This is a genomic window from Pseudomonas sp. IT-347P, assembly GCF_949768005.1.
Lineage (GTDB): Bacteria > Pseudomonadota > Gammaproteobacteria > Pseudomonadales > Pseudomonadaceae > Aquipseudomonas.
Map to the genome: position 1 here is coordinate 1 of NZ_CATKPQ010000006.1, position 25,068 is coordinate 25,068.

General features: G+C 60.4%; 25 protein-coding genes. 10 read left to right on the top strand and 15 right to left on the bottom strand.

Annotation, left to right across the window (positions count from 1 at the left end):
- Nucleotides 1-382: 382 nt before the first annotated feature.
- Genes ACM6IV_RS03145 through ACM6IV_RS03155 form a run of 3 tightly spaced genes read right to left on the bottom strand, consistent with a single transcriptional unit; the run spans nucleotide 383 to nucleotide 2,986 of the window.
- Complete coding sequence (locus tag ACM6IV_RS03145; RefSeq protein ID WP_414868687.1) at nucleotides 383-2,074, bottom strand: hypothetical protein; 1,692 nt, start codon at nucleotides 2,072-2,074, stop codon at nucleotides 383-385.
- On the bottom strand, nucleotides 1,993-2,388 hold the full coding sequence (locus ACM6IV_RS03150; RefSeq protein WP_414868688.1) for a YbaN family protein: 396 nt from the start codon (nucleotides 2,386-2,388) through the stop codon (nucleotides 1,993-1,995). The genes ACM6IV_RS03145 and ACM6IV_RS03150 overlap by 82 nt, the downstream gene beginning before the upstream one ends.
- A gap of 10 nt (nucleotides 2,389-2,398) precedes the next feature.
- The gene (locus tag ACM6IV_RS03155) at nucleotides 2,399-2,986 is read right to left on the bottom strand and encodes a YecA family protein (RefSeq protein WP_123594737.1); all 588 of its coding nucleotides are present in this window, start codon (nucleotides 2,984-2,986) and stop codon (nucleotides 2,399-2,401) included.
- A 407-nt stretch (nucleotides 2,987-3,393) separates the two neighbouring features.
- On the opposite strand from ACM6IV_RS03155, the gene recQ reads away from it, so the two are divergent.
- The 3 genes from recQ (at nucleotide 3,394) to ACM6IV_RS03170 (ending at nucleotide 8,257) form a co-directional block, all read left to right on the top strand.
- Nucleotides 3,394-5,523 carry a DNA helicase RecQ gene (gene recQ / locus ACM6IV_RS03160; RefSeq protein WP_414868689.1) on the top strand — a complete coding sequence of 710 codons (2,130 nt, stop codon included), beginning with the start codon at nucleotides 3,394-3,396 and terminating at the stop codon, nucleotides 5,521-5,523.
- Between the two features lie 399 nt (nucleotides 5,524-5,922).
- A complete protein-coding gene (locus tag ACM6IV_RS03165; RefSeq protein ID WP_007919713.1) occupies nucleotides 5,923-6,357 on the top strand; it encodes a MarR family transcriptional regulator in 435 nt (144 codons plus the stop codon).
- A gap of 127 nt (nucleotides 6,358-6,484) precedes the next feature.
- On the top strand, nucleotides 6,485-8,257 hold the full coding sequence (locus tag ACM6IV_RS03170; RefSeq protein WP_414868690.1) for a FimV/HubP family polar landmark protein: 1,773 nt from the start codon (nucleotides 6,485-6,487) through the stop codon (nucleotides 8,255-8,257).
- Between the two features lie 143 nt (nucleotides 8,258-8,400).
- Here the strand turns inward: ACM6IV_RS03170 and ACM6IV_RS03175 are convergent, their stop codons facing one another.
- Nucleotides 8,401-10,590 carry a patatin-like phospholipase family protein gene (locus tag ACM6IV_RS03175; RefSeq protein ID WP_414868691.1) on the bottom strand — a complete coding sequence of 730 codons (2,190 nt, stop codon included), beginning with the start codon at nucleotides 10,588-10,590 and terminating at the stop codon, nucleotides 8,401-8,403.
- 71 nt (nucleotides 10,591-10,661) lie between these two features.
- On the opposite strand from ACM6IV_RS03175, the gene ACM6IV_RS03180 reads away from it, so the two are divergent.
- Nucleotides 10,662-10,949, top strand: coding sequence for a SelT/SelW/SelH family protein (locus ACM6IV_RS03180; RefSeq protein ID WP_064119599.1), 288 nt, complete (start codon nucleotides 10,662-10,664; stop codon nucleotides 10,947-10,949).
- On the opposite strand, the gene ACM6IV_RS03185 is transcribed toward ACM6IV_RS03180, so the two are convergent.
- Complete coding sequence (locus ACM6IV_RS03185) at nucleotides 10,943-11,836, bottom strand: DMT family transporter (protein WP_414868692.1); 894 nt, start codon at nucleotides 11,834-11,836, stop codon at nucleotides 10,943-10,945. The two genes, ACM6IV_RS03180 and ACM6IV_RS03185, sit on opposite strands and share 7 nt — an antisense overlap.
- Before the next feature lie 119 nt (nucleotides 11,837-11,955).
- The gene (locus tag ACM6IV_RS03190; protein ID WP_414868693.1) at nucleotides 11,956-12,720 is read right to left on the bottom strand and encodes an AraC family transcriptional regulator; all 765 of its coding nucleotides are present in this window, start codon (nucleotides 12,718-12,720) and stop codon (nucleotides 11,956-11,958) included.
- Between the two features lie 135 nt (nucleotides 12,721-12,855).
- Here ACM6IV_RS03190 and ACM6IV_RS03195 point away from each other — a divergent pair, with 135 nt between their 5' ends.
- Entirely contained in the window at nucleotides 12,856-13,671 is an 816-nt protein-coding gene (locus ACM6IV_RS03195) for a UDP-2,3-diacylglucosamine diphosphatase (RefSeq protein ID WP_095122780.1), read from the top strand.
- A 121-nt stretch (nucleotides 13,672-13,792) separates the two neighbouring features.
- On the opposite strand, the gene ACM6IV_RS03200 is transcribed toward ACM6IV_RS03195, so the two are convergent.
- Entirely contained in the window at nucleotides 13,793-14,383 is a 591-nt protein-coding gene (locus ACM6IV_RS03200; RefSeq protein ID WP_414868694.1) for an HD domain-containing protein, read from the bottom strand.
- 22 nt (nucleotides 14,384-14,405) lie between these two features.
- Nucleotides 14,406-14,717 (bottom strand): Mpo1-like protein, encoded by a 312-nt coding sequence (locus ACM6IV_RS03205; RefSeq protein WP_414868695.1) that lies wholly within the window; start codon nucleotides 14,715-14,717, stop codon nucleotides 14,406-14,408.
- Nucleotides 14,718-14,881: 164 nt separating this feature from the next.
- Here ACM6IV_RS03205 and ACM6IV_RS03210 point away from each other — a divergent pair, with 164 nt between their 5' ends.
- Entirely contained in the window at nucleotides 14,882-15,943 is a 1,062-nt protein-coding gene (locus tag ACM6IV_RS03210) for an AraC family transcriptional regulator (protein ID WP_414868696.1), read from the top strand.
- On the opposite strand, the gene ACM6IV_RS03215 is transcribed toward ACM6IV_RS03210, so the two are convergent.
- Nucleotides 15,900-17,354 carry a TrkH family potassium uptake protein gene (locus ACM6IV_RS03215; RefSeq protein ID WP_414868697.1) on the bottom strand — a complete coding sequence of 485 codons (1,455 nt, stop codon included), beginning with the start codon at nucleotides 17,352-17,354 and terminating at the stop codon, nucleotides 15,900-15,902. The two genes, ACM6IV_RS03210 and ACM6IV_RS03215, sit on opposite strands and share 44 nt — an antisense overlap.
- 121 nt (nucleotides 17,355-17,475) lie before the next feature.
- Between ACM6IV_RS03215 and ACM6IV_RS03220 the strand changes: the two genes are divergently transcribed.
- Nucleotides 17,476-18,042 carry a nitroreductase family protein gene (locus ACM6IV_RS03220; RefSeq protein WP_414868698.1) on the top strand — a complete coding sequence of 189 codons (567 nt, stop codon included), beginning with the start codon at nucleotides 17,476-17,478 and terminating at the stop codon, nucleotides 18,040-18,042.
- A 300-nt stretch (nucleotides 18,043-18,342) separates the two neighbouring features.
- On the opposite strand, the gene ACM6IV_RS03225 is transcribed toward ACM6IV_RS03220, so the two are convergent.
- The 6 genes from ACM6IV_RS03225 to ACM6IV_RS03250 all read right to left on the bottom strand — a co-directional run bounded on the left by ACM6IV_RS03225 (nucleotide 18,343) and on the right by ACM6IV_RS03250 (nucleotide 22,645).
- Nucleotides 18,343-19,683 carry a sensor histidine kinase gene (locus tag ACM6IV_RS03225; protein WP_414868699.1) on the bottom strand — a complete coding sequence of 447 codons (1,341 nt, stop codon included), beginning with the start codon at nucleotides 19,681-19,683 and terminating at the stop codon, nucleotides 18,343-18,345.
- 176 nt (nucleotides 19,684-19,859) lie between these two features.
- Nucleotides 19,860-20,309, bottom strand: coding sequence for a Spy/CpxP family protein refolding chaperone (locus ACM6IV_RS03230; RefSeq protein WP_414868700.1), 450 nt, complete (start codon nucleotides 20,307-20,309; stop codon nucleotides 19,860-19,862).
- Nucleotides 20,310-20,540: 231 nt separating this feature from the next.
- Nucleotides 20,541-21,218 (bottom strand): response regulator transcription factor, encoded by a 678-nt coding sequence (locus ACM6IV_RS03235; protein WP_414868701.1) that lies wholly within the window; start codon nucleotides 21,216-21,218, stop codon nucleotides 20,541-20,543.
- A gap of 7 nt (nucleotides 21,219-21,225) precedes the next feature.
- On the bottom strand, nucleotides 21,226-21,636 hold the full coding sequence (locus ACM6IV_RS03240; protein WP_414868702.1) for a translation initiation factor 2: 411 nt from the start codon (nucleotides 21,634-21,636) through the stop codon (nucleotides 21,226-21,228).
- Between the two features lie 111 nt (nucleotides 21,637-21,747).
- Entirely contained in the window at nucleotides 21,748-22,047 is a 300-nt protein-coding gene (locus ACM6IV_RS03245) for a YciI family protein (protein WP_096512859.1), read from the bottom strand.
- A gap of 1 nt (nucleotide 22,048) precedes the next feature.
- Nucleotides 22,049-22,645: a septation protein A gene (locus ACM6IV_RS03250; protein WP_414868703.1), complete on the bottom strand. Its 597-nt coding sequence runs from the start codon at nucleotides 22,643-22,645 to the stop codon at nucleotides 22,049-22,051.
- Nucleotides 22,646-22,732: 87 nt separating this feature from the next.
- Between ACM6IV_RS03250 and ACM6IV_RS03255 the strand changes: the two genes are divergently transcribed.
- The 3 genes from ACM6IV_RS03255 to ACM6IV_RS03265 all read left to right on the top strand — a co-directional run bounded on the left by ACM6IV_RS03255 (nucleotide 22,733) and on the right by ACM6IV_RS03265 (nucleotide 25,061).
- The gene (locus tag ACM6IV_RS03255; RefSeq protein WP_414868704.1) at nucleotides 22,733-23,596 is read left to right on the top strand and encodes a PHP domain-containing protein; all 864 of its coding nucleotides are present in this window, start codon (nucleotides 22,733-22,735) and stop codon (nucleotides 23,594-23,596) included.
- A gap of 13 nt (nucleotides 23,597-23,609) precedes the next feature.
- On the top strand, nucleotides 23,610-24,239 hold the full coding sequence (locus ACM6IV_RS03260; protein WP_016771124.1) for an L-threonylcarbamoyladenylate synthase: 630 nt from the start codon (nucleotides 23,610-23,612) through the stop codon (nucleotides 24,237-24,239).
- A gap of 123 nt (nucleotides 24,240-24,362) precedes the next feature.
- Nucleotides 24,363-25,061 carry a segregation and condensation protein A gene (locus ACM6IV_RS03265; RefSeq protein ID WP_172828192.1) on the top strand — a complete coding sequence of 233 codons (699 nt, stop codon included), beginning with the start codon at nucleotides 24,363-24,365 and terminating at the stop codon, nucleotides 25,059-25,061.
- The last annotated feature ends 7 nt before the right edge of the window (nucleotides 25,062-25,068 follow it).

Genomic DNA, 25,068 nt, shown 5'->3' on the forward strand with positions numbered 1-25,068 from the left:
GAAATTGCGCACCTGTCAGGTTTGACAGGTGCGCAGTGATATTCGACGAGTGGTTGTTCGTGGCCTGGATGAGAAAGTTCTGCTGCCGCAACGACAAAATCCGCCGTCCCGACTCAACGGGGCAGCGTTTTTCTGGAAGCGATGTGGGGGCTGTAAAGACGTCTTCGCGCCCAACTGTGTGGCGACGTCGCCATGCTTCCAGAACTCGCCTGACTCGCCACTGCCGCGCACCAGTACACCACTGCAAAAATACGCCGGATTGTCACCTGCGCATTCGGCGACGGTGTTCTGGTAGCGCCTGTTCAGCAATTGAGCTGTTTCCGGGCCGGTGGCCGCTTGCAAGCCCGTGGAGAAAAGGCATGCGATAACAGCACTCAACTGTTCATAAATCGCTACCCGGAACGATCAGGATGGCGGCAGGCGCGCCGGGTGCAATCTGCTCTTGCGGGTTGTAGCTGAAGACCCGACCGTCCGCTGCCTCCAGTTCCAGCTTCACAATCGGCAGAAAGCGCCCCGTGGTCTCGAAGTAGTCACGCTGACCGAACTGCGCCTGTGGTAATCCATCGCTGTCGAAGTAAGCATTCAGGCTGTAAAAAAAGGCTTCCAGCGGGATTTGCAGCGGAATGTTCTGCGGCCAGGTGCGAATCATCACTTCGTTCCAGCCATCGCCGTTGGGCACGCTGGGACGAACATCGATGTTCAGTTGAAACTGCGCGGGATCAATGTTGAATGCACAACTGGAGCCTGGGCTGGCCGCATAGCGACTCGCCCATGCCTGCACATCGGTAACTCCCAGTTCGTTGCACATTCCGCTGCGTATCCGGCACGTGTCTTCAACCGGGACGGCGGTTGCTCCATCGAACGGGTAGGCGCACATGACCGTGAGCAGCGTGGCGGTTGGTGCGGCACTCTCGCGAACAATAAAACCTTGTTTGAACACGGGTTTTGTCAGCGCTGCGTCGACGCGCAAATAGGTGAAGGACACCCCGTTATTGGCCACGGAACCCGGGCTGGGGTTCCACATGTGGAATGCCGTGGAGGCTTGCGTACCGCGCAGTAGCACGCCGTTGCAGTAGTAGGCGGTCTTGCCGTTTTGACAGGTCGGCGAAGTTTCTGTGTATCTATCGTTCAACCGCGAAGCCAGTTGATAGCCGATATACAACTGATCCTGCTGATCGAAGCCAAACACCGCATCGGGTGCTTGCGTCAGGTCCATGCGCAAGACCGGCAACCAATCGCCGGTGGCGTTGAAGTAATCGCGTTGATCTTTCTGGGCGCCGAGCATCGCACCCGTCTTCGTAGCGTCGTAAAACAGTGCCTGAATCGGTATCTGGCCGGGGGCATCGCTGTCCCAGTTTCTGACTTGCAACTGCGTCGGCTGGATTGACCAATCGTCATCAATACCCTGATGAGCCGTCAGGCTGGCCATGAATTGTGAAGGGACAAGACTGCTCAGCGAACATTGCCGTTGCGGTTGCTGGTCCTGCTGCTGAAAGTGAATCAGCCACCCTGCGGCGTCGGTCACCCCTTGGCCTGCGCAAGAGCTGACGTCCTGAGTGTTTTTTGTCGCCGTAAGATGGCGTGGTGCAACGTACAGAGTAACCCGTTGCCCGATGTCGACATCTTTGATGATGGTGTATTGGTCAACGACGTTACCGTCGAGCAACAATTCGCAATCGTCGCCTCTGCCCATCTGAGACCAAGGGTGGATATAGATCTGCAATCCCTTGTCCGGATGGACGCCTCGTGCTGCTGCAGCGTTGATCCCCCACACACCATCAGGAAGTTGTGGAAGGGTGCGATCCGGAATTTCCGGCTCGATCAAGCCTGTTTTTGAAATTTCAAACGCGTGTTGAACCAGCATGGCGAAAGCTCCTGTCGTGCATTGGGCGACAGGGTGGGAGTTAACGCTTGTTGCGACGTTTTGGGCACTGTCAGATCTGACAGGTGAAAGCTGTTTTCTGACGAGCGGTAATTGCGGCTTTTCCCAGCTCAGGATTTGCGCAGCGTCTTCTGGCGCACGATATACACCGTCACCAGCACTGCACTGGTCAGCATAAAACCTCGCGCCCACGGCAGTGGCACCAGGTAGCACGAGAACAGAATGCTCGCCCACATCAGCCCGATCGAGTAGACCTTGCCCTTGAGCGGAATGCCGTTGCCATCAAGGTAATCGCGGATCCAGGGGCCCAATCGTGGGTGCTCGATCAGCCATTGATAGAAGCGCGGAGAGCTGCGCGCGAAGCAGGCCGCGGCGAGCAGAAGGAAAGGGGTGGTGGGCAGGACGGGCAGGAAAATGCCAATCACCCCCAATGCCACGCTGAGCCAGCCGATGGCCAGCAAGATGTAGCGCAACATCAGGGGACGGTTGCCTATGGGGTTGTCCATAGGCCGGATCTTAGTGGTGACGTGGCTTGAGGATCGCCGGTTTTTCGTCGGGCGCCTGGCACAGCAGGTACAGCGCGGTCAGGGCTTCCGGGATCTGCACGATCATGTCGTCCATCAGGTTGGCGTCCTTGGCGATGTCTTCGAACTCCGGCTGTTCGTCGAACAGACCGGAACCGACCATGATCGGCAGAAGCATTTCGCTGACTTCTTCTTCGGCGGTTTCGAACCAGGCGGCTTCGCGCAGGAACACGCCTTCCATGAAACCGATGCACCAGCCGCGCAGTTCCGAATCATCCGGCTCGTCGCCCAGATCCAGTTCGCATGGCAGCTCGAATTCTTCATCCGAGGCCAGTTGACGGGCGATGTGTGCCTTGAGACCGATCAGCGTGGCTTCGATTTCGGCACGCTGGGCCTCGTCGCTGTAATGCGGCTCTTCGGCGAACAGGGCGTCGATCCACTCACGCTCCGGAACGTCTTCTGCGCAGATCGACAGCGCGGTCAGGTAGCCGTGAGCGGCCACGTAATCCAGCGCCTCGTCATGCAGTTCGTCGGCGTCGAGGAAAACTTGCAGGCGGGTCAGTTGCTCAGCGAAGGACATTACGGGGCTACCTTGGGGAATAAACAATGCGGGAATTCTAGGCCTTCTTGCGCGCTCAAGCCAGCCGCATGGCAGATTTGACCGAACTACAGGAGTTACTGGACAACAGGAATAACCCTGTGGGAGCGAACTTGCTCGCGAAGGCGGTGTATCAGGCACCGTTATATCGAATGACCCACCGTATTCGCGAGCAGGCTCGCTCCCACAGGGGATTTATGTGTGGCAGGTTTATCAGTGTCTTATCAGCGGCACCCTGTGCAAGGGAGGGCTCGGGTATACTGCCGCGTTTTGCGATCCCTGCCCGCGTTGCGGCTGTCATGCAATGCGTTCTTACGTTTTGTTTAAGCAGCCCCGGCTGTTCTCAACCAGCCTGAGCAGGGATGTATCGGTAGATTTTTGGAGTTTTTATGCTCGAACAGGCTCAACGCGTCCTCAAGGACATCTTCGGCTACGACAGTTTCCGTGGCCGACAGGGTGCAATCATTGAGCGCGTGGCCAGCGGCGGTGATGCGCTGGTGCTGATGCCTACCGGTGGCGGTAAATCCCTGTGCTTCCAGGTGCCGGCGCTGTTGCGCGAAGGTCTGGCGGTGGTGGTGTCGCCGCTGATCGCGCTGATGGACGATCAGGTCGCCACCCTCGAAGAACTCGGTGTGGCCGCCGCTGCATTGAACTCCACCTTGAGCGCCGAGCAGCAGCGCGACCTGGCGGCGCGGATCAAGCGCAGTGAAGTGAAGATGTTGTATCTGGCACCCGAGCGCCTGGTGCAGCCACGCATGCTGTCGTTCCTGCAGGGCCTGGACATCGCGTTGTTCGCCATCGACGAAGCGCACTGCGTATCGCAATGGGGCCACGATTTCCGTCCGGAATACCTGCAACTGGGCCAATTGGCCGAGATGTTCCCCGACGTACCGCGCATCGCCCTGACGGCCACCGCCGACAAGCGCACCCGCGAAGAAATCGTGACCCGTCTGCACCTGCAAAATGCCGAGCGATTCCTGTCGAGCTTCGACCGCCCGAACATCTTTTACCGCATCGTGCCCAAAGAGCAGCCGCGCAAGCAGTTGCTGGCGTTCCTCGCCGAGCGGCGCAGCGATGCCGGGATCGTCTACTGCCTGTCGCGCAAGAAAGTCGAGGAAGTCGCGGCGTTCCTTAGCGAGCAGGGCTTCCCGGCGCTGCCTTACCACGCCGGCCTGCCCAACGATCTGCGCGCCTATCACCAGAAGCGCTTCCTCAACGAAGAAGGCCTGATCATGGTCGCTACCGTGGCGTTCGGCATGGGCATCGACAAGCCCAACGTGCGCTTCGTCGCGCACCTCGATCTGCCGAAGTCTCTGGAGGCGTATTACCAGGAAACCGGGCGCGGCGGCCGTGACGGTCTGCCGGCGGATGCATGGATGGCCTACGGGCTGCAAGACGTGGTGATGCTCAAGCAGATGCTGCAGAACTCCGAAGGCGACGAACGGCACAAGCGTCTGGAGCAACACAAACTCGACGCCATGCTGTCGCTGTGTGAAGAGACTCGCTGCCGCCGTCAGACCCTGCTCGCGTACTTCGATGAAGACATGCCCGAGCCGTGCGGCCATTGCGACAACTGCGTCGACGGCGTGCAGACCTGGGATGCCACCGAGCCTGCACGTCAGGCCTTGTCGGCGATTTTCCGCACCGGCCAGCGGTATGGTGTCGGCCATCTGGTCGACGTATTGCTGGGCAAGGACAACGAAAAAGTCCGCAGCTTCGGTCATCAGCATCTGTCGGTGTACGGCGTCGGCAAGGCACTGAGCGAAAGCGAGTGGCGCTCGCTGTTCCGCCAATTGGTCGCCCGCGGTCTGGCGGATGTCGACCACGAAGGGTATGGCGGTCTGCGTCTGAATGACAGTTGCCGGCCACTGCTCAAGGGCGAAGTCACTCTGGAGCTACGCCGCGATCTCAAACCGCAGGTCACCGCCAAAACCGCGAGCAAGAGCCCGGCCAGCCAACTGGTGCGCGGCGAAGAGCGCGAGCAGTGGGAAGCCTTGCGCGCGCTGCGCCGCAAACTGGCCGAAGAGCACGGCGTGCCACCGTACGTCATCTTCCCTGACTCGACCTTGCTGGAAATGCTCCGCAGCCAGCCGACGTCGCTGGCGGAAATGGCCCGGGTCAGCGGCGTCGGCGCGCGCAAGCTGGAACGCTATGGCGATGCCTTCCTCGAAGTGCTCGGCGGCGAGGTCGAGGCGCCGAAAGCGGTGGCCGATGTGCGCCACGAACTGATCACCCTGGCCCGGGCCGGCATGACGCCGCTGCAGATCGCCGGTCAGTTGCAGTGCTCGGAGAAAAACGTCTACACAATGCTTGCCGAGGCGATCGGCAAGCAGCAATTGTCGCTCGAGCAGGCGCTGGATTTGCCGGAAGAGCTGATGGGCGAAGTGCAGGACGCGTTCCTCGATGGCGAAGGTGAGTTGCCGTCGGTCGCCGAAGTTGCCGAGCTGTTTGCCGGTCGTGTACCGGAGGGCGTGTTGTATTGCGTGCGGGCTGCATTGCAGTCGGAATTCGAGATGTAATTTTGCCGTACCCTCACCCCAGCCCTCTCCCGGAGGGAGAGGGGGCCGACCGAAGTGTCTGGGGTTTGACATCGACCTGAAAGAACCCGTCGATTATGGAGTCGGTAAAGCAGGATCAGGTCGGCGTAATCTTTAAGCATCCCCCATCCAGCCCCTTTTCCTGCGGGAGCGAGCTAGGGTGAGTGCCTTCCAGTTTTGGATTCACCAAAGCACTCCCAAGTCGCTGAATATCTAAAGCATCCCCCATTCAGTCCCCTCTCCCTCTGGGAGAGGGCTAGGGTGAGGGGGCTTCAAGATGTAACGATTCAGTACAGACCGCCACTTGCCTATAACTGCAGCTCATGCTTAGCTGGCTAATAATTAGATTTTCTTTATTTTCAGTCTAACCGTGAGTGTTTTATGCCGTTAACCGATCAACACCGCTTTGGCATGCAACTGGCCCAGATGTCCCGTGGCTGGCGTGCCGAACTGGACCGCCGACTGGCCGGTCTGGGGCTCTCCCAGGCACGCTGGCTGGTGCTGCTGCATCTGGCGCGTTTTGAAGAGGCGCCGACCCAACGGGAGCTGGCGCAGAGTGTCGGCGTCGAAGGGCCGACCCTCGCTCGCTTGCTCGATAGTCTGGAAAGCCAGGGCCTGGTGCAACGCCAGTCCGTGATGGAAGACCGCCGGGCGAAAAAAATCGTCCTCTGCGCCCCGGCCCTGCCGCTGATCGAACAGATCGAAACCATCGCCACGCAACTGCGTCACGAATTGTTCGAAGGCGTCGACGAGGCGGATTTGAAGGTGTGCATGCGGGTTCACGGGCACATTCTGGCAAACCTGGAAAAATCTTGAGGCACATCCACGTGCCGTATCTTTGAGAGATCACGCTGAGCCGACTATAAGAACTACTGGGCAATATCGTGTTCGTACCGGATGTGCGAACGCATAGAAGTCGGTTTTGCTTATTTAAGGGATGCTCATGCTCGCAAGTCGGCACGTGGTACTGCGCGGTGGCGCTAAATGGCTGCTGGTCGCCAGTGTATTCAGTTATTCGGCCTGGTCGATGGCCCTGGGGCTGGGTGATATTACTGTTCACTCCGGCCTCAATCAGCCGCTCAAGGCCGATATCGCATTGGTCGATGTTGGCGGGCTGACGCAAAACGATCTGTCGGTGCATCTGGCCACTGCGGATGAGTTCGCCGAGGCCGGGGTCGAGCGGGTGTTCTTTCTCAACGACCTCAAATTCATCCCGATCCTGCATGGCAATCGGCAGATGATCCGGGTGACCTCAAGCAAACCGGTCAACGAACCCTTTCTGAATTTCCTCGTGCAACTCAATCAGCCCAATGGCCAGTTGCTGCGTGAGTACACGGTATTGATCGATCCGCCCGGCTCGCCGGGTATTGTGCCGGCCACTGATGAGCCGGACCCGCGTGCACAATCCTCCGCGTTTCCCAGCGTCGAGCCTGTCGTGGCAGCGCCGCAGGCACTTCAAGCCAGGCGCGACAGCGTGCCAGTCGCAGCGCCTGCAACGCCACCCGCCAACGATGCGGTGGCCGAGCAACTGGCCGCCAGTGTGTTGCTCAATCAGCAGTTGCAGAAGACCGTCGACGAACTGAATGCAAAACTGCAGTCACAGGATGTGCAGATTGCCGACGGCAAGAAGCAGATCACTGACCTGCAAACGCGCCTGGTCGAAGTTCAGAAAGCACCCCCACCGACCGTAGTCACACCGCCACCTGCACCGGTTTTGGCGCCTGTTGAGTCCACGGATGACGGTTTGAACTGGCCATTGCTCGGCGCTCTGTTGCTGTTGCTGGGGGCCTTGGCCGGTCTGCTTGTGCACCGTCGCCGGCAACAACGGCGACTGCCTGATCAGCCGCTGCCGCTGTTGCCGCTGAACAATGAGCCCAATGCAGATCAAGCCGAAAACCCAGAGTCTGTCAGCGCGCCTGCCTCAGCCCAACACCGTGAAGAACCGGCGGCGGGTGATGTGCTGGAGGCGGTGGGAATCTATCTGGCCTATGGCCGCTTGGGCGAAGCGGCGGGTTTGCTGCGCGACGCCTTGCACAAGGAGCCGGAGCGCACCGATATCGGTTTGCAGTTGCTCGAAGTACTGGGGCGCCAGGGTGACAGCGTCGCCTATGAACAACAGGAAAGCCATTTGCGTGAACAGGGCGTGGATGCCCAGACGTTGCGGGATGTTCGCGCCCGTCATCCGAAAGTGGCGGGTACGTCACCATTGGCCGCAGTGCCGCCTGTCATTGCAGCCGCCCCCCTTGTCGCGGCCCAACCGGCACCTGAAGATAATTTCGAGTTGAATCTGGGCGAGTTGTCGATGGACTCCAGTTGGGATCTGGAAGACAGCCGCACGGCCGCCACAGCAGGGACAGACACCTCGGCGCTGGGCTCCAGTCTGCAAGTCTTGCCCGAGGACTTTGATTTGCCGGAAGCGGCCAGTGAGGACACTGAGCTCGAGTGGATTACTGAACCGGACGCCGAGCCGCTGGATGACGATTTTCTCAATGAGTTTGCTGATGCCGAACCGTCACTGGCGTTGCAGCCGCTGGATTTGCAGGCGCCGGAACCACAGCCGCTACACGACGAACATTCCGGCAAGCTCGAACAGGCACAGACTTGCATCGATGACGGCGACATCGACAGCGCGATTGCGTTGCTGAATGAATTGCTCAAGGACGGCGATGAGCCGTTGAAGCAAACGGCCCGGACGCTGTTGGCGGGAATTCGCTGAATCTCCGATCGATTTGCGGTGCATCTGATATCGCCTTCGCGAGCAAGCTCGCTCCCACATTTGAACTGTATTCACAAATCCATTGTGGGAGCGAGGCAGCTCGCGAAGACTGACGGTCAGTCAACATCAATTCCGACTCTTGATCAGAAGGTCTGGCCAAGATTCAGATAAACCGCCTGCTCATTCGCATCATTCAACCCATAACTGAAATTCAACGGTCCCAGCGGCGTGTCAAAGCCAATGAATACGCTGGCGGCGTTGATGTAGCCGCTGTCGAACTCATTGTCGTTGTTCCACGCCCGGCCACGCTCCAGCGAGCCGCCGGCATACAGCGGGAAGTCCAGCGGCAGATACGAGCGCGGCGTCAACCGGCGGTAGTACACCGCGCGCATCAGGCTGATGTTCTGTCCGGAAATCGCGTCCTCACGGAACCCCGACAACTGTCGCGCACCTCCGAGCAGGAAACTCGATGTCACCACATTGGCGTCGTCCAGCGTGCGTCCGTAGCGCCCACCGAGAATCAGCGTGTCCGGGCCATGGCTCATGGCTTTGTCGATTTTAAAGTCCCACTGTCGATAACGCGTGTCCGATCCCAGTCCCGGTTCGAACTGCGTCAGCGTCAGACTGACGTCCTTGCCTTCGTGAGGGAAGTACACGTTATCCAATGAGTCGTACGAATACTTCAGTGCATAGAAGCCTTCGTTGAAGTTCTCACTCGGCAGATCCTGATCGCCAATGCGCACATCGGCCTTGCCCCAGGCCTCGCCGACGCCGAACCGCACTTCGCCGTTGTTGCCGATCTGGCGGCCGAGGTTGAGGCCGAAACCGTAGCGCTCGACGCGATACTGCGCGATCGGATCGTTATCGAGCACTGAGTCGACGTTCTGCGCTTCGAACGACGCGTACGGTGCGACGAAGTAGCGCGAGCCGACGTCCAGCGGTTGATAGAACTCGCTGTACAGCTCTTGTTTGTCGCCGATCTGCGCGCGGGTCAACCATTCCGCACCGAGGCGGTTGATGCCGTTGATACGGTAACTGGCGCCGAGGTTGAAGGCGCTGTCGCCACGCATGTCGTCGGACAGATTGAGGCCGACCCGCAAATAATCGGTGCCGCTGCGTTTGCCCCGGGCGCTGATCACCAGGGTGTGATCCTGGCCCTTGTGCACCACGCGGTATTGCACTTGTTCGAAGTAATCGAGGCCGTACAAAGTGCCCATGTCCGAGTGCAATCGCCCCAGATCCAGCGGCTCACCGATGTGCTGGCGGATGTAGTAACGGATCACGTCGTCATCCACTTTCGAGTCGTTCTCGACGCGGATCGCGGTGATGATCGGCGTGCGTTGGCCCGGCGACCGCGCGGCATTGAGCTCGGCGTCCTGGGATTCCTTGGGTTTGAGCACGGCGAGGCGGGCATCGAGGATGCGGGTCGCGCGGTAACCGGCATCGATCATGTCCTGGGCTTTGCCGAAATCAGTGACACCGAACGCCGCGAGCGCGGGCTGGATCAGCACATCAGAGGATTTCAGCGCGGCCAGTTGTTCTTCGGAGTTACTGCGGGTCATGAGGGTGATCGACTGGTTCAGCACATCGACCACGGTGGTCAGTTGCTTGCGGTTGCGCAGCGGTGTACCGATGTCGACGACGATGGCCACATCGACGCCCATTTCCCGCGCGACATCGAGGGGAATGTTGTCGGTCATGCCGCCGTCCACCAGCAGCCGCCCGTCGAGTTCGACCGGGGCGAACACCGCCGGGATCGACATGCTGGCGCGGATCACCTGGGGCAAATGGCCTTTGCGGAACACCACTTTTTCACCATTGGCAATGTCGGTGGCCACGGCGCGGAACGGGATCGGCAGCTTGTCGAAATCCCGGGTGTCGCTGGTGTGGGCCAGCAGGCTTTCCAGCAGCAGCGCGAGGTTCTGGCCCTGAATCACCCCCAGCGGCAGGCCGAGGCTGCCGTCATCGCGAAAGCTCAGTTTTTGTTTGACCAGAAAGTCGCGGTCATCCTGCTTGCGCCGAAACGGTACGTCTTCACGCGGCGGGGCGTCGGACAGCGCGGCTTGCCAGTCGATGTTCAGCGCGAGTTTTTCCAGCTCATCGATCTTGTACCCCGAGGCATACAGGCCACCGACCACCGCGCCCATGCTGGTGCCGGCGATCGCATCGATCTTGATGCCTTGCTCTTCCAGGGCCTTGAGTACGCCGATATGCGCCAGTCCGCGCGCGGCACCGCCGGACAGCACCAGGCCGACTTTCGGTCGCGGCGCCTCACTGGCGTGTACAAAAAGTGGAAGCAAACCAAGCAGCAGGCAGAACAGCAGACGGCGCATTGTGAGTCTCGGGGCAAGCGTTAAAGCCGGCTATTATAGCGGCGCCCTCTGTCTCAGGAGTTTCAGCGAACATGACTGTCGCAAAAGCAGAAGTTGTCATCACTTATTGCACCCAATGCCAGTGGCTACTGCGCGCCGCATGGCTGGCGCAGGAACTGCTCAGCACCTTCGGCGATGACCTCGGCAAAGTCTCGTTGGTGCCGGGCACCGGCGGGGTTTTTCACATCACCTGCGCCGGCGTGCAGATCTGGGAACGCAAGGCTGACGGCGGTTTTCCCGAGGCCAAAGTCTTGAAACAGCGGGTGCGGGATCAGATCGATCCTGACCGCGACCTCGGTCACAACGACCGCACTCAGTGAGACGCGGCCTCGGCGGCGACGGCTTTCTTGTCGGCGTGGCCTGACATTCGCGCCGACACAACGATAGCGACAATGATTAACGCACCGCCGAGCAGCATCTTCGGCGTCGGGTTTTCATTGAACAACAGCCAGGCGACGGTGATGCCGTAGACCGGCTCCATGGCAAACACCACCGCCGCCGTGCGCGCCTTGATCACCGCCAGGCTGGCGACGAACAGGCTGTGCGCGACGCCGGTGCAGAACACCCCGAGCAGGGCGATCCACAGCCAGTCCAGTGCCCGCACTGCGCTGAGTTGCGGTGCTGCGACCGGCAGCAGACACAACGCTACCACCACGTTTTGACACAATGCCGCCTGCACGGCCGGGATACGCCCGGAGCTGGCGCGGTTGGTCAGTGACAGCAGGGAAAACAGCAGGCCCGACAACACCGCCCAGAGCAGGCCGGTGGTTGCACCGCTGCCCAGATCGAACGCCGGAGTGACCAGAATCAGGCCGATGCTGACCAACACCACCAAGAGCATTTCATTGGCGCGGATGCGTTCGCGGAAGATCAGCCCTTCGAGAATCACCGTGAAGGCCGGGAAGCTGGCAAAGCCCAACGTTGCGATCGCCACCCCGGCGACTTTCACCGAAACGAAAAAGCTCACCCAGTGCCCGGCCAGCAACACGCCGCTGAGTGCCAGACGCCGCCAGTCCACGGCCTGGAGTTTCTGCCAGCCGTGCTGACTGGCGAAACGAGCGAAAAATGCCAGGGCGAGGACGGCGAAAGCCGCTCGACCGAAGACGATCACGGCGGGGGACGCGGCGGTGAGTTTGCCGAACACGCCGGTCAGGCCAAACATCAGGGCACCGATATGCAGAGCGCCGAGGGCGGTACGCGGAGTCATTGCAATCCTTCTATCTCAAAAGCGATTTCAGCTGGAGCTGCCGCCGGTGCGATCTTGATCGTTCGTCTGCGGCAGCTCCTGCATTGAAGCGCGTCGAGGCAAATAAGTCTGTCGGCAGACTATCGTCTTTTGTCGCAGGAATCGCGCCGAAGCTGCCCGGGCGACGCACCGAACTCACGTAGGACCGCGGCCGAGAAGGCACTTTGCGAGCTGTAGCCGACGCGACTGGCAATCTCGCCAATCGGCAGTGCAGTGTCGCGCAGCCGTTGCACCGCCAGATGCAGGCGCCGACTGCGGATGTAATCCATCGGTGTCTGCCCGCATTCGGCCATGAACCGCGCATGTAAACGCGCACTCGATAACCCGGCCACGCGTGCCAGATCGGCGACTTGCAACGGATATGCAGCGTATTGCTCGATGTGTGCATCCAGTGCGGCATAGGGCAAGCGGCGAGCCGCCAGTTCGGCAGGTTGCGCGTGATTGAGACTGGCCAGCAGCAACACCGCGCCTTGCTGGGCGATCAACGGATCGCTGACCGGACTGTTCGCCAGCCAGTTGACCAACTGGCTTTGCCCCGAGTCCAGCGACAGACGCGCCGGTTGATCGAGCAAGCGCTGACTGGCATCGGCGTGCTCGCCCAATGAATCCGTCAGCCATTGCCCGTCCGGGATATCCAGCACCAGACAGCGACTGCCGCCGGGGCTGCCGCAGGCATGATGGGCGCCAGCAGGAATGACCACAAAACTCTGCTGACGCACCTGACTGCCACTGCCCTCGACCTCGAAATCCAGCGCACCGGACAGCCCGAACACCAGTTGCGCGTGTTCGTGACTGTGGACGATCAAATCGTGGGTGTACTGACGCAGGGTGAGGATCGGTCGCATGGCAGGTCGTCTCCGAAGTGATCGCCAGTCTACACCGGCGCACACTGGATGCCTTGTCACAGGACTGACTCACGCTTGTCATGGTCGATTAACCGGGGACGCGCACAGTGGCGAAAACATCGCAGAGGGTTGCCCATGACCAGTGCCGAGCTCGCCCGACCCAGTCGCAAACAACGGGTGCGAACCCTGTGGATCTCCGACGTGCATCTGGGCACGCGGGATTGCCAGGCCGAGCACTTGTCGCAATTTCTCAAGGGCTACCATGCCGACAGGATTTACCTGGTCGGCGACATCATCGACGGCTGGAAACTGCGCGGCGGCATGTACTGGCCGCAAGCGCATACCAATGTGATTCGTCGCTTGCTGACCATGAGCAAACGCGGCACCGAGGTGATTTACGTCACCGGCAATCACGACGAATTCCTGCGCCGCTATTCGAAGCTGATTCTGGGCAATATCCAGTTGGTCGACGAGGCGGTGCATGTCACGGCCGATGGCCGGCATCTGCTGGTGATTCATGGCGATCAGTTCGATGTCATCACCCGTTATCATCGCTGGCTGGCGTTCCTTGGCGACTCGGCCTATGAATTCACCCTGACCCTCAATCGCTGGCTCAACCATTGGCGTGCGCGCTATGGCTACGGCTATTGGTCACTGTCGGCGTACCTGAAGCACAAGGTGAAAACGGCGGTGAGTTTCATCAGTGACTTTGAAGAGGCGATTGCCCACGAGTGCGTGAAGCGTGAGTTGCATGGTGTGGTGTGCGGACACATTCACCACGCCGAGATCCGCAAGGTGGGGGAGGTGGATTACCTCAATTGCGGCGATTGGGTGGAGTCGTGCACGGCGCTGATCGAGCATTGGGATGGCACGATCGAGCTGTATCGGCTGGCGGATGCACAGGCGCGAGAGGCGGAGCTGAAAGCGGCCAAAGTCGCAGAACTCGCCTGAACAACCCGAATCATCGTGGGAGGGGGCTTGCTCCCGAAAGCGCTGTGTCAGATAAAATTTGACTGACTGACACGCCGCATTCGGGAGCAAGCCCCCTCCCACGTTTGATAGGCGGTGACAGTCAGGCCGGGCTGTGTTCTTCCATGGCGGCTTTGTAAATCGACTGCTTCGGTTGCGCAAACAACCTTTCCATCATTGGCTCAAAGAAGCTCAACGGCAGCGTGTCATAGCCAGGATCAAACGCCGCCGCATCGTATTTGGCACAAAACTCGGCGGTCGCTTGATACTGCGGATGACCGGCGAACTGCTCGCGCAGATGCCGATCCATGCCCAGATGATGAAAGAAGTAGTACCCCTGAAATACCCCGTGCTTCTCGACCATCCACAAGTTCTCGGCACTGACGAACGGCTTGAGAATCGCCGCGGCAATGTCCGGATGGTTGTAAGAGCCCAGGGTGTCACCAATGTCGTGCAGCAAGGCGCAAACCACGTATTCCTCGTCGCGCCCGTCACGAAAGGCGCGGGTCGCGGTTTGCAGTGAGTGGGTCAGGCGATCCACCGGGAAGCCGCCGAAATCGCCCTCGAGCAGTTTCAGGTGGGCCAGGATCCGCGACGGCAATTGCTTGGCGTAAGCGCTGAAGTCGGCAGCAATGATCGCCCAGTCCTCTTGCGTGCCGTCCTTCATGTGCGTGAAACGGGCATTGGCGTTCATTGGTCATCCTCCTGGTGATTGTTCAGAACGCCACGCGACCCAGAATCATGTCGCGGTACATGACGAAGTCGCCGAGCAGGCTATACAGCGGATGCTGGAAAGTCGCCGGCCGGTTCTTTTCGAAGAAGAAGTGCCCGGCCCAGGCGAAGCTGTAACCGGCCAGCGGTAAGGCCCATAACAGCAGCCAGGCGCCCTTGGCGAGGCTCATTGCCAGAATGAAGATCACCAGAGTGGTGCCGATGAAATGCAAGCGCCGGCAGGTGCTGTTGCTGTGTTCGCTGAGGTAATACGGATAGAACTCAGCGAAGCTGTTGAAAGGCTTGATGTTTTCCACGACTGCGGTCTCTGTGGTTATTGTTCTGGCGACGAGCTGTTCTGCGGGTAGCTTATTTGAGTCTAGAGTGATCATGGGCGTGGGCCAGTGACAATCGGCGCCACTTTAGTATCCTTCGCAAATCAGGCCGTAGCATGCGGCCCCTCATGTAAAAGAAAAACGCCATGAGCGAACGAACGACTTCTGCAAGCTGGGCGATGGGGATTGTCAAAGCATTGGAGATGGACGGCCTGGATTGCCGGGTTCTGTTCAAACAACTGGGGCTTGATTACACGGCTCTGGACGATCCGGATGCGCGTTTCCCGCAAGATTCCATGACCCGTCTCTGGCAACGGGCGGTCGAGCTGTCCGGCAACCCGGCGATCGGCCTGAACATGGGCAAGGTGGTGCGACCGGCGTCGTTTCATGTCGCCGGCTATGCGTTGATGTCGAGTAATACTCTCGCCGAAGGCTTTCAGCGGTTGGTGCGTTATCAGCGCATCATCGCCGAGAGTGCCGACCTGAGCTTCCGCCTGCTCGACGAAGGTTATGCGTTGATTTTGACTGTGCACGGCGACCATCTGCCGCCGACCCGGCAAAGCGCCGAGGCCTCGCTGGCCTGTGCGCTGGGCCTGTGCGGCTGGTTGACCGGGCGCACGTTGCACCCGGTCAAAGTGCTGATGCAGGGCGCCCAGCCCGCCGATCTCGAACCCTATAAACAGGCGTTCCATGCGCCGTTGGTCTTCAACGCCCCATACGATGCGCTGATCTTCGAGCGCGCCGACATGGAAGCACCGCTGCCCACCGCCAACGAAGCGATGGCGCTGTTGCATGACCGTTTTGCCGGGGAATACCTGGCGCGATTCTCTGAAAGCCGCGTGACCCACAAGGCGCGGCAGGTGCTGTGCCGCATGTTGCCGCAAGGCGAGCCGAAGCGCGATACCGTGGCGCAGACCCTGCATTTGTCACAGCGCACCTTGCAGCGTCGTTTGCAAGAAGAGGGCACGAGTTTTCAGCAACTGCTCGACGACACCCGCCGCGAACTGGCCGAGCAGTATCTGGCACAGCCGAGCATGACCTTGCTGGAAATCGCTTACCTGTTGGGCTTTGCCGATCCGAGCAACTTCTTTCGCGCGTTCCGCCGCTGGTTCGACACCACGCCCGGTGATTACCGGGCGCGGTTGCTGCAGACGCCGAGCGCGATCAGTGACGCCAAAAGGCCGGAATACACAGCACAAACACCGTAATGATCTCCAGTCGGCCGAGCAGCATGCCGAACGACAGGATCCACTTGGCGGCGTCCGGCAGCGTGGCGAAGTTACCCGCCGGGCCAATGGTTTCGCCCAGGCCCGGGCCGACACCGGACACGGTGCTGGCGGCGCCGGTCAGCGCGGTCATCCAGTCGACGCCGAGCAACGACAAGAGCAGGGCGATCACGCAGATGGTGATGGCGAAGAAGAACGAAAAGGTCAGAATCGAACGGACGATTTCTTCGTCGAGACGATGGCCGTTGTATTTTTGTTTGATCACCGCACGCGGGTGAATCAGCTGATTAAGGTTGGCCTTGAGCAGGATGTAGGCGACCTGGAAACGGAAAATCTTGATCCCGCCCGCTGTCGACCCGGAACAGCCACCGACAAACCCCAGATAGAAAAACAGCATCAACGAGAAGTTGCCCCACAGGCTGTAATCGCCGAGGGCAAAACCGGTCGTGGTGACCACCGAGGTCACGTTCAGCGCCACGTGGCGTAACGCCTCCAGCCAATGCAGTTTGGTTGTCCACCAGTACCAGGTGCCGAGCACCAGCCAGGTCACCAGTAACATTGCCAGCAAACCCTGCACCTGCTGATCCTTGATCAGTGCTCTGCGGTTGCCGCGCAGCGTTGCCACGTACAGGGTGAATGGCAGGCTGCCGAGGATCATGATCACAATCGCCACCCAGTGCACCGCCGGTTGTGTCCACTTCGCCAGCGACTGGTCGGAGGTGGAGAACCCGCCGGTGGAAATCGCCGACATCGCGTGGTTGATCGCGTCGAACGGGCTCATCCCGGCCCACCAGAACGCCAGGCTGCCAAGGATGGTGATGCCGACATACGCGGCAACGATAAGCCGCGCCACCATGTGTGAGCGCGGCATGACTTTTTCCGAGCGGTCCGAGGATTCGGTCTGGAACAGGCGCATGCCACCGATGCGCAGCAGCGGCAGAATCGCCACCGCCATGCCGATAAAGCCGATGCCGCCGATCCAGTGCAGCAGCGAGCGCCACATCAGGATGCCCGGAGACATGTCGTCGAGATGATTGAGCACGGTCGAGCCGGTGGCGGTGATGCCCGACATGCTTTCGAAAAACGAGTCGGTGTAGCTGATGTGCTGGGTCAGCAGAAACGGCAGCGCGGCGAAAATACACACCACCAGCCAACTGCTGACCGTCAGCAGATACATGTCGCGCGGGCGCAGGTGAATGTGCTCCGGGCGCCCCGGAATCACCAGCGCAAGGCCGGCGACGAAGGTAATCATGCTCGCCCAGAGGAACGATGGCAGGTCGCTGGTGCGCTCGAAAATCACCAGGGTGGCCATTGGCACGACCATGGCCACAGCCAGGGTGATCAGGAAGATGCCGATGATAAAACCAATGATCCGTAAGGTCGGCAACGCCATGAAGTCCGCTCGGGCTGATGTGGGAAGGGCGCCATTCTACCCGTGAGGCAGGGCATGTAAACCGGCATCCTGTAGGCAGATGAAGCTAGAATAGCCGCACATATTTTTCAGGAGGTGGCCGATGCAGGCTCTCGACGCGTTGCTCAACCGTGTTTCCGTTCCCCGACTGGTCGAACCGGCCCCCACTGCCGAGCAGCGCGAAGCCCTGTTCGGCGCCGCGTTGCGCGCGCCGGACCACGGGCATTTGCAGCCGTATCGTTTCCTGACCGTCGAAGGCGCAGCGCGTGAGCAGATGGGCGAGTTGCTGGCCGAGGCTGCACAGCAGCAGGAAGGCGAAGTCACCGAAGCGATGATCGACAAGGCCCGCAACGGCCCGCTGCGGGCGCCGCTGGTGGTGGTGGTGATCGCCCGATTGCAGGATCACGTCAAGTATCCGAAGTCCGAGCAATTGCTGGCGGCCGGGTGCGCGGCGCACGGAATTTTGCTGGCGGCGTATGCGCAGGGGATTGGTGCGGTGTGGCGTACGGGGGATCTGGCTTATTCGAAGCATGTGGCCAAAGGTTTGGGCCTGGCGGAAGGTGAAGAGGTGATTGCTTTTCTTTACCTTGGCACGCCGCAGAAAGAGCCGCGTGTGGCGGAGAAGGTTGATCTGGCCGAGTTCGTCAGTGCCTGGCCTGGTAAAGCCTGAAGATCAAAAGCCCCTCACCCTAGCCCTCTCCCGGGGGGAGAGGGGACTGATTGGGGGTTGCTCAAGAGGTACGCCGACCTGAGCGATCTTTGCCGAATCCAGAATCGGCTTCGGTTTGAATTGATTTCGTGGAATCCAGAATCGGTTTCGGTTTGAGTCGAATTCAAAGTTGATCAGGCTTCCGAATCCATAATCAACTCGGTTATTCAGGTCGATGTCTGACGCAAGACACCTCGGTCGGCCCCCTCTCCCTCCGGGAGAGGGCTGGGGTGAGGGGCTTTTCCGGGGGGAGGGCGGCTCTCAGGGTTGCACCACCGCCCCCGGCACCAACGGCAATTCCAGACTGGCAATAAACCCGCCCTGCGGATGATTGGCCAGCGTCAAACTCCCACCATGGCGCTCCGCCGCTCGCCGTGCAATCGCCAGGCCCAGACCATGTCCCGCCGCCGTCTGACCTGGCGCCCGGTAAAACGGCTCGCCCAACTGGCTCAAATGTTCAGCCTGCACCCCCGGCCCATGGTCGCGCACACTCACGACAATTTTTTCGCCCTGACGCGCGGCCTGCATTTCAATGGCCTGACCTTCCGGGTTGAAGCGCTGGGCATTGCGCAGCAGATTATCGACAGCGCGCTCGATCATGGTCGGCCAGCCCTTCAGACTCAGCTGCGGTTCGGCATCAAGTCGCACAATCTGTTCGGGCGACGCAAGCTTCGCATCCTTCTGCAACGTGCCGAGCAAGGCATTCAGATCCACCTCTTCAGCACTGGCATTGTCAGCATCGACTCGAGCCAGCACCAGAATTTCACTGATCAATGCCTCCAGTCGATCACACTCTCGGGTCAGTCGTGGCCAGAGTTTCTCGCGCTCTTCAGGGTTGGCCCGTTCGGCCAGCGCCAAGGCAATACGCAGCCGCGCCAGCGGTGAGCGCAATTCGTGGGACACGTCGCGCAACAGTTGCCGCTGGCTGCCAATCAGGCTTTGCAGGCGCGCGCCCATGCGGTTGAAGTCGGTGGCCAATACGCCGAATTCATCACGGCGGTTGGCCAGTTTCGCCAGGCTGTTCTGCTGATAGGTGGTCTGCCCCAGATCATGCACCGCGCCGCGCAAACGGCTGAGCGGGCGGGTGATGGAGAAGGTCACCAGCAGACTGAACAGCGTCAGCACCACCAGTGCAATCCCCAGCGCACTTAGCGGCCAGAGCAGGCTTTCGCGGTGCCAGGCGTCGAGTTCCGGGTGCGGGATGCGGTAGATGAACAGGTAAGTGTCACCGGTTTTTTCGCTGGTGAATTCATCGGTCAGACGGCGCCATGGCAGGCGCCGGTCATCATTGTTCTGGCGGGCTTCGAAGGCGGCAGCACGGCGCGGGAAGGTGCCGCGCACTACCGGGTCGCCGGATTCGTTCAGCACCTGAACGTCGATATGATATTGGCGTTTGCGTTGTTCGAGGATGTCCTGCGCCGCTTCTTCGCCCTGGGCTTCGTAGGTTTGCGTCCATTCGCCGGCGAGGGTGTTGAGGCCCGGATGGCGACTGAGGATCCACGCGTCCTGGTTGAGCATATGCCCGAGCAGAATCGACAGCCCGGCTACCAGAGCGATGGCCAGCCAGAAGCTCGCGAGAATACGCCAGAACAATGAACGCACAGAAATTCCTCAGGACAATGCAAAACCAATGTGGGAGCGGGCTTGCTCGCGAATGCAGAGTGTCAGTCAACATATCTTTGTCTGATACAGCGCATTCGCGAGCAAGCCCGCTCCCACATTGGGATTGAGTGGCAACAGGCCCATCGGGTTTAGCCGATGGGCCGTGGGTCAGAACATTATTGCGCCTTTTGCGCCTGTTGCGCTTTCCACGCCTTGAACTCGGCCCATTCGGCGCGACGCTCGGCCTGTTTCTTCTGGATCTCGTCGAATTTCTTCTGTTGATCCGGTTTCAGCAGCGCCCGAACATCGGACTCGGCTTTCTTGTGGTTGGCCGCCATCTCGTCCTTCATGGCTTTCTGGTCAGCCGGCGAGAGTTTTTCCAGGTACTTGTCGACCACTTGCTTACGCTCGTGCATCTGCTCGCCCATGATCTTGCGGATCTGCTCGCGCTGTTCACGCGTCAGGTCGAGCTGGCTGTACGGGCCTTTGCCGTGCATGCCATGCATCTGACCGCCGTGGCGTGGGCCGTCGAGCGGGCCGCCCATCGGGCCGCCGTCTTGCGGCATGGCCATGGCGACGGTGGGCAGAGCGGCAGCGAACATCAGAGCGATAAGAGTCTTGCGCATGGTGTATCTCCTTGTCTCGTTCCCGGTACGTTCCGGATGAGTCCAGATTACGCAGATCAAGGTCAGCGGCGGTCAGCACTGCGTAAAGCTTGGGTAAAGACGTTCGAGCGCTGACCTGACAAACACACCCTGTAGGAGTGAGCCTGCTCGCGATAGCGGTGTGTCAGTCGATATGTTCTTGCCAGACACACCGCTATCGCGAGCAGGCTCACTCCTACAGGGGGGGCAGGTTCAGAGACTGTAATAGTAACCACGGCTACGCAGGGCAACGATGCGCGGGCGGCCGTCCGGGTGGGGACCGATCTTTTTGCGCAGGTTGCTGACGTGCATGTCGAGGCTGCGGTCGTACAGGGTCAGCTTGCGGCCGAGGGCCAGTTGCGCCAGTTCCTGTTTGTCCAGCGGCTCGCCCGGCTGCTTGAGCAGGGCTTCGAGCAGGCGGCTTTCGGAAACGGTGAGGGTCAGTTCTTTCTCGTCGATGCTGACCACGCCGCGCACCGGGCTGAAACTCAGATCACCCAGTTCGAGCTGCGTCGATACGGAGGCCGGATGGCTGCGGCGCAATACGGCGCGCAAGCGGGCGGTCAGTTCCCGTGGGTCGCACGGTTTGGCCAGATAATCGTCGGCGCCCAGTTCCAGGCCGAGGATGCGGTCCAGTGGCTCACCCCGGGCGGAGAGCATCAACACCGGCAGGTCAGCGTGGTCGTTGCGCAATTGCTTGAGCAGTTCCAGACCGCTGCCGTCGGGCAGCATCACGTCCAGCACCACCGCCGCCGGGGCCGTTTCGGCCAAGGCCTTGCGGGCGCTCTGGCCATCGTGGCAGGCGCGCACCTGGAAGCCTTCCTGGCTCAGCCAGCTACTCAGGAGTTCGCACAACTCCTGGTCATCATCAATCAGTAACAGCTCGCTCATGACTCACTCAATTTAGCCATTGCCGACGTTTTCGGCTTGCTCCACTGGCAAAGATACCGCAGAGCAGCGCCAATAGCGCTACCCCGGCTCCGGTGACGAACCACTGCTGCTGATCAGTCAGCAAACGCGGCAAGGGGCTGGCCTGGGCTTCCTTGAGTTGCAGCTTGAGACGCTGGTTCTCCTGGCGCAACCGGGCAAGCTGGGCGCTTTCACGGGTATTGTCGGCATTTTGCAGTTGTTTGCTCAGTTCTTCGCGCTGCTGCTCGCTGGCCTTGAGGCGTTGCTGCAACTCGGTGATCTGGCCGCCGGCGCTTAACGACAATGGCGTGGAACTGCCGCCTTCGATGGTTTCCTCACCATGGGCGGGTGCCATGATCGACAACGTGAGCAACATCAGACACAACGGACTCTTGCGCATCGCGACACCTGTTTCCAAATGGATATTGGGCAGGTTGTCGGCAGGCAAACGAGAATAATGAGCGATTGAGAACGCGATGAACCGGCAAGGTTCATCGCGTGGAGGGCAGAGTTACGGCAGGACTTGCTTGAACGGCTTGACGACCACGTTGGCATACACGCCAGCGGCGATGTACGGATCAGCATCAGCCCATGCTTGCGCAGCGCTCAGGGAATCGAATTCGGCGACGATCAGGCTGCCGGTGAAACCCGCTGCGCCCGGATCATTGCTGTCGACGGCCGGGTGCGGGCCGGCCAATACGATGCGGCCTTCGCCCTTGAGCACTTGCAGGCGTTCCAGATGCGCAGGGCGTGCGGCCAGGCGGGCTTCCAGCGAGTTGGCGACGTCAGTGGCAATGATGGCGTAGAGCATGTCAGTCCTCGGTTTTTGGCGTTGTGGTATCGGCGTCGTGCAGGTGACGCGACAGGTAAATGCCCTGTGCGACCAGGAACAGCACGGTCATGCCCAGGCTGCCGAACACCTTGAAGTCCACCCAGATGCTCTGGAAGGTGAAGGCGACGAACAGGTTGGCGGCCCCGCAGAACAGGAAAAAGGCGATCCAGGCGATGTTCAGGCGGGTCCAGACCGGATCCGGCAGGGTCAGCGCGTGGCCCATGATGCGTTTGATCAGCAGGCGGTCACCGATGAAGTGACTGCCGATGAAGGCCGCAGCGAACAGCCAGTTGACCACCGGCGCTTTCCACTTGAGGAAAGTCTCGCTGTGGAAGGCCAGCGTCAGGCTGCCGAACACCAGGCAGGCGACCAGGGTCAGCCATTGGCTCTTTTCCAGCTTGCGCTGTTTGATGAACAACGCGCCGTACACCACCAGGGAACTGATGATCAGCATCGCCGTGGCGCTGTAAATACCGCCTACAGTCACTTCATGGCCAGCGATGTCGACGACCCGTGGATCAAGTTTGTAAACGATGAAGAACAGCAGAAGCGGGATGAAATCGATGAATTGTTTCACAGTGAGAGCCAGAAGCTGGATGTGGCGGCATAATAACAAACATATGGGCGCGCGATAGCGCCAGCTGATTTGAGGTTACAACTCCCCGTGAATGTTGATTTGCACTGCCACAGCACGGCCTCCGATGGCGCCCTGGCGCCATCGGTTCTGGTTGCGCGTGCGTTCGAGAACGGCGTGCGAGTCCTGGCGTTGACCGACCACGACACCCTCGAAGGCCTCGCCGAAGCGCGTACGGCCGCCACCGAGTTGGGCATGCAACTGGTCAACGGTGTCGAATTGTCCTGTACCTGGGGCGGCGCGACGATTCATGTGTTGGGCTATGGTTTCGACGTCAACGCCGCACCGTTGGTCGAGGCGATCGCCAAATTGCACGATGGCCGCTGGCTGCGGTCCGAAGAAATAAGCCGCAAGCTCGCCCTCAAGGGCATGCCCGGTGCTCTCGAAGGTGCCCGGCAGGTCCAGCAGGAACTGGGCGACAGTGGCAACGCGCCGGCCCGCCCGCATTTCGCTGACTGGATGGTGCGTGAAGGCTTTGTCAAGGATCGCGCCGAGGCATTCCGCAAATGGCTCGGCGCCGGCAAGCTCGGTGACGTCAAGTTGCACTGGCCGACGCTGGAGGACACCGTTGGCACACTGCGCGCCGCCGGTGCCTGGGTCAGTCTGGCGCATCCGTGGCACTACGATTTCACCCGCAGCAAGCGCCGAAAGCTGATAGCCGACTATATTCAAGCAGGCGGGCATGCGATCGAGGTGGTCAATGGCCATCAGCCTGCAGAACAGGTGGGCAGCCTGGCAATCCTTGCCCGTGAGTTCGGTCTGCTGGTCAGCGCCGGCAGTGACTTCCATGGCCCTGGCGGCTGGTCCGAAATCGGCCAGTACCGGCCGGTTCCCGAGGACCTTCCACCCCTGTGGTGTCGGTTCAAACATGACACAGATATTGCCGCCGTCTGAACAGGTAGAGAATGTGAGTCAATTTTTCCAGATACATCCGGAAAACCCGCAAGCGCGCCTGATCAAACAGGCCGTCGAGATCATCCGCAAGGGCGGGGTGGTGATCTATCCCACGGACTCTTCCTACGCGATCGGTTGCCAAATCGGCGACAAGACCGCAATCGAGCGCGTCCGACGCCTGCGTCAGCTCGATGAAAAGCACAACTTCGCGCTGATCTGCAGCGACCTGTCGCAACTCGGCAACTACGCCAAAATCGACACCGGCACCTTCCGCATTCTCAAGGCGCATCTGCCGGGGCCGTACACTTTCATTCTCAACGCCACCCGCGAAGTGCCGCGTCTTTTGCTACATCCGAAGAAGCGCACCATCGGCCTGCGTGTCCCAAGCCATCCGATTGCGCTGGCGCTGCTGGCCGAGCTTGGCGAGCCGCTGATGAGCGTGACCCTGATCATGCCCGGCGATGAAGACCCGCTCAGCGATCCGTACGAAATGCGCCAGTTGCTCGAGCACCAGGTGGACTTGATCATCGACGGCGGTTTCGGCGGCATCAAAGCCTCCACCGTGATCGACCTGACCGGCGACGACCCGGAAGTGGTCCGCGTCGGCTGCGGCGATCCGACGCCGTTCATGGTCGAGGCCTGAATGTCCGCAGTGGAAACCGTTGTCGATCCCCAGGCCGGCGCTCAGCAGGAACTGCCGTTTGCCATGGTCTATGGCCAGGCGGTCATGGAAATGCCGCTGGACCTGTACATCCCGCCGGATGCGCTGGAGGTCTTCCTTGAAGCCTTCGAGGGGCCGCTCGATCTGCTGCTGTACCTGATCCGCAAACAGAACATCAACATCCTCGACATCCCGGTGGCGGAAATCACCCGCCAGTACATGGGCTATGTCGAGTTGATGCAGTCGGTGCGTCTGGAGCTGGCCGCCGAGTATCTGGTCATGGCGGCGATGCTCGCCGAGATCAAGTCGCGCATGCTCCTGCCGCGCGCCGAAACCGTCGAAGACGAAGAAGACGACCCGCGCGCCGAACTGATCCGCCGCTTGCAGGAATACGAGCGCTTCAAGGCGGCCGCCGAAGGCATCGACGGCTTGAGCCGGGTCGGCCGCGACGTGATCGTGCCCAAGCTCGACGCCCCGGAAGCCCGTGCGCGCAAGCTGCTGCCGGATGTCGCGCTTGAAGAGATTTTGATGTGCATGGCCGAAGTGCTGCGCCGTGGCGACATGTTTGAAAGCCACCAGGTCAGCCGCGAGGCACTGTCGACCCGCGAGCGCATGAGTGATGTACTGGAGCGCCTCAAGGGCGGCGGTTTTGTGCCGTTCGTCGAGCTGTTCACCGCCGAAGAAGGGCGCCTGGGTGTGGTGGTGACCTTTATGGCGATCCTTGAACTGGTCAAGGAATCCTTGGTCGAGCTGGTGCAGAATGAGCCGTTCGCCGCGATCCACGTGCGAGCCCGAGCCGAATAACGAGTCG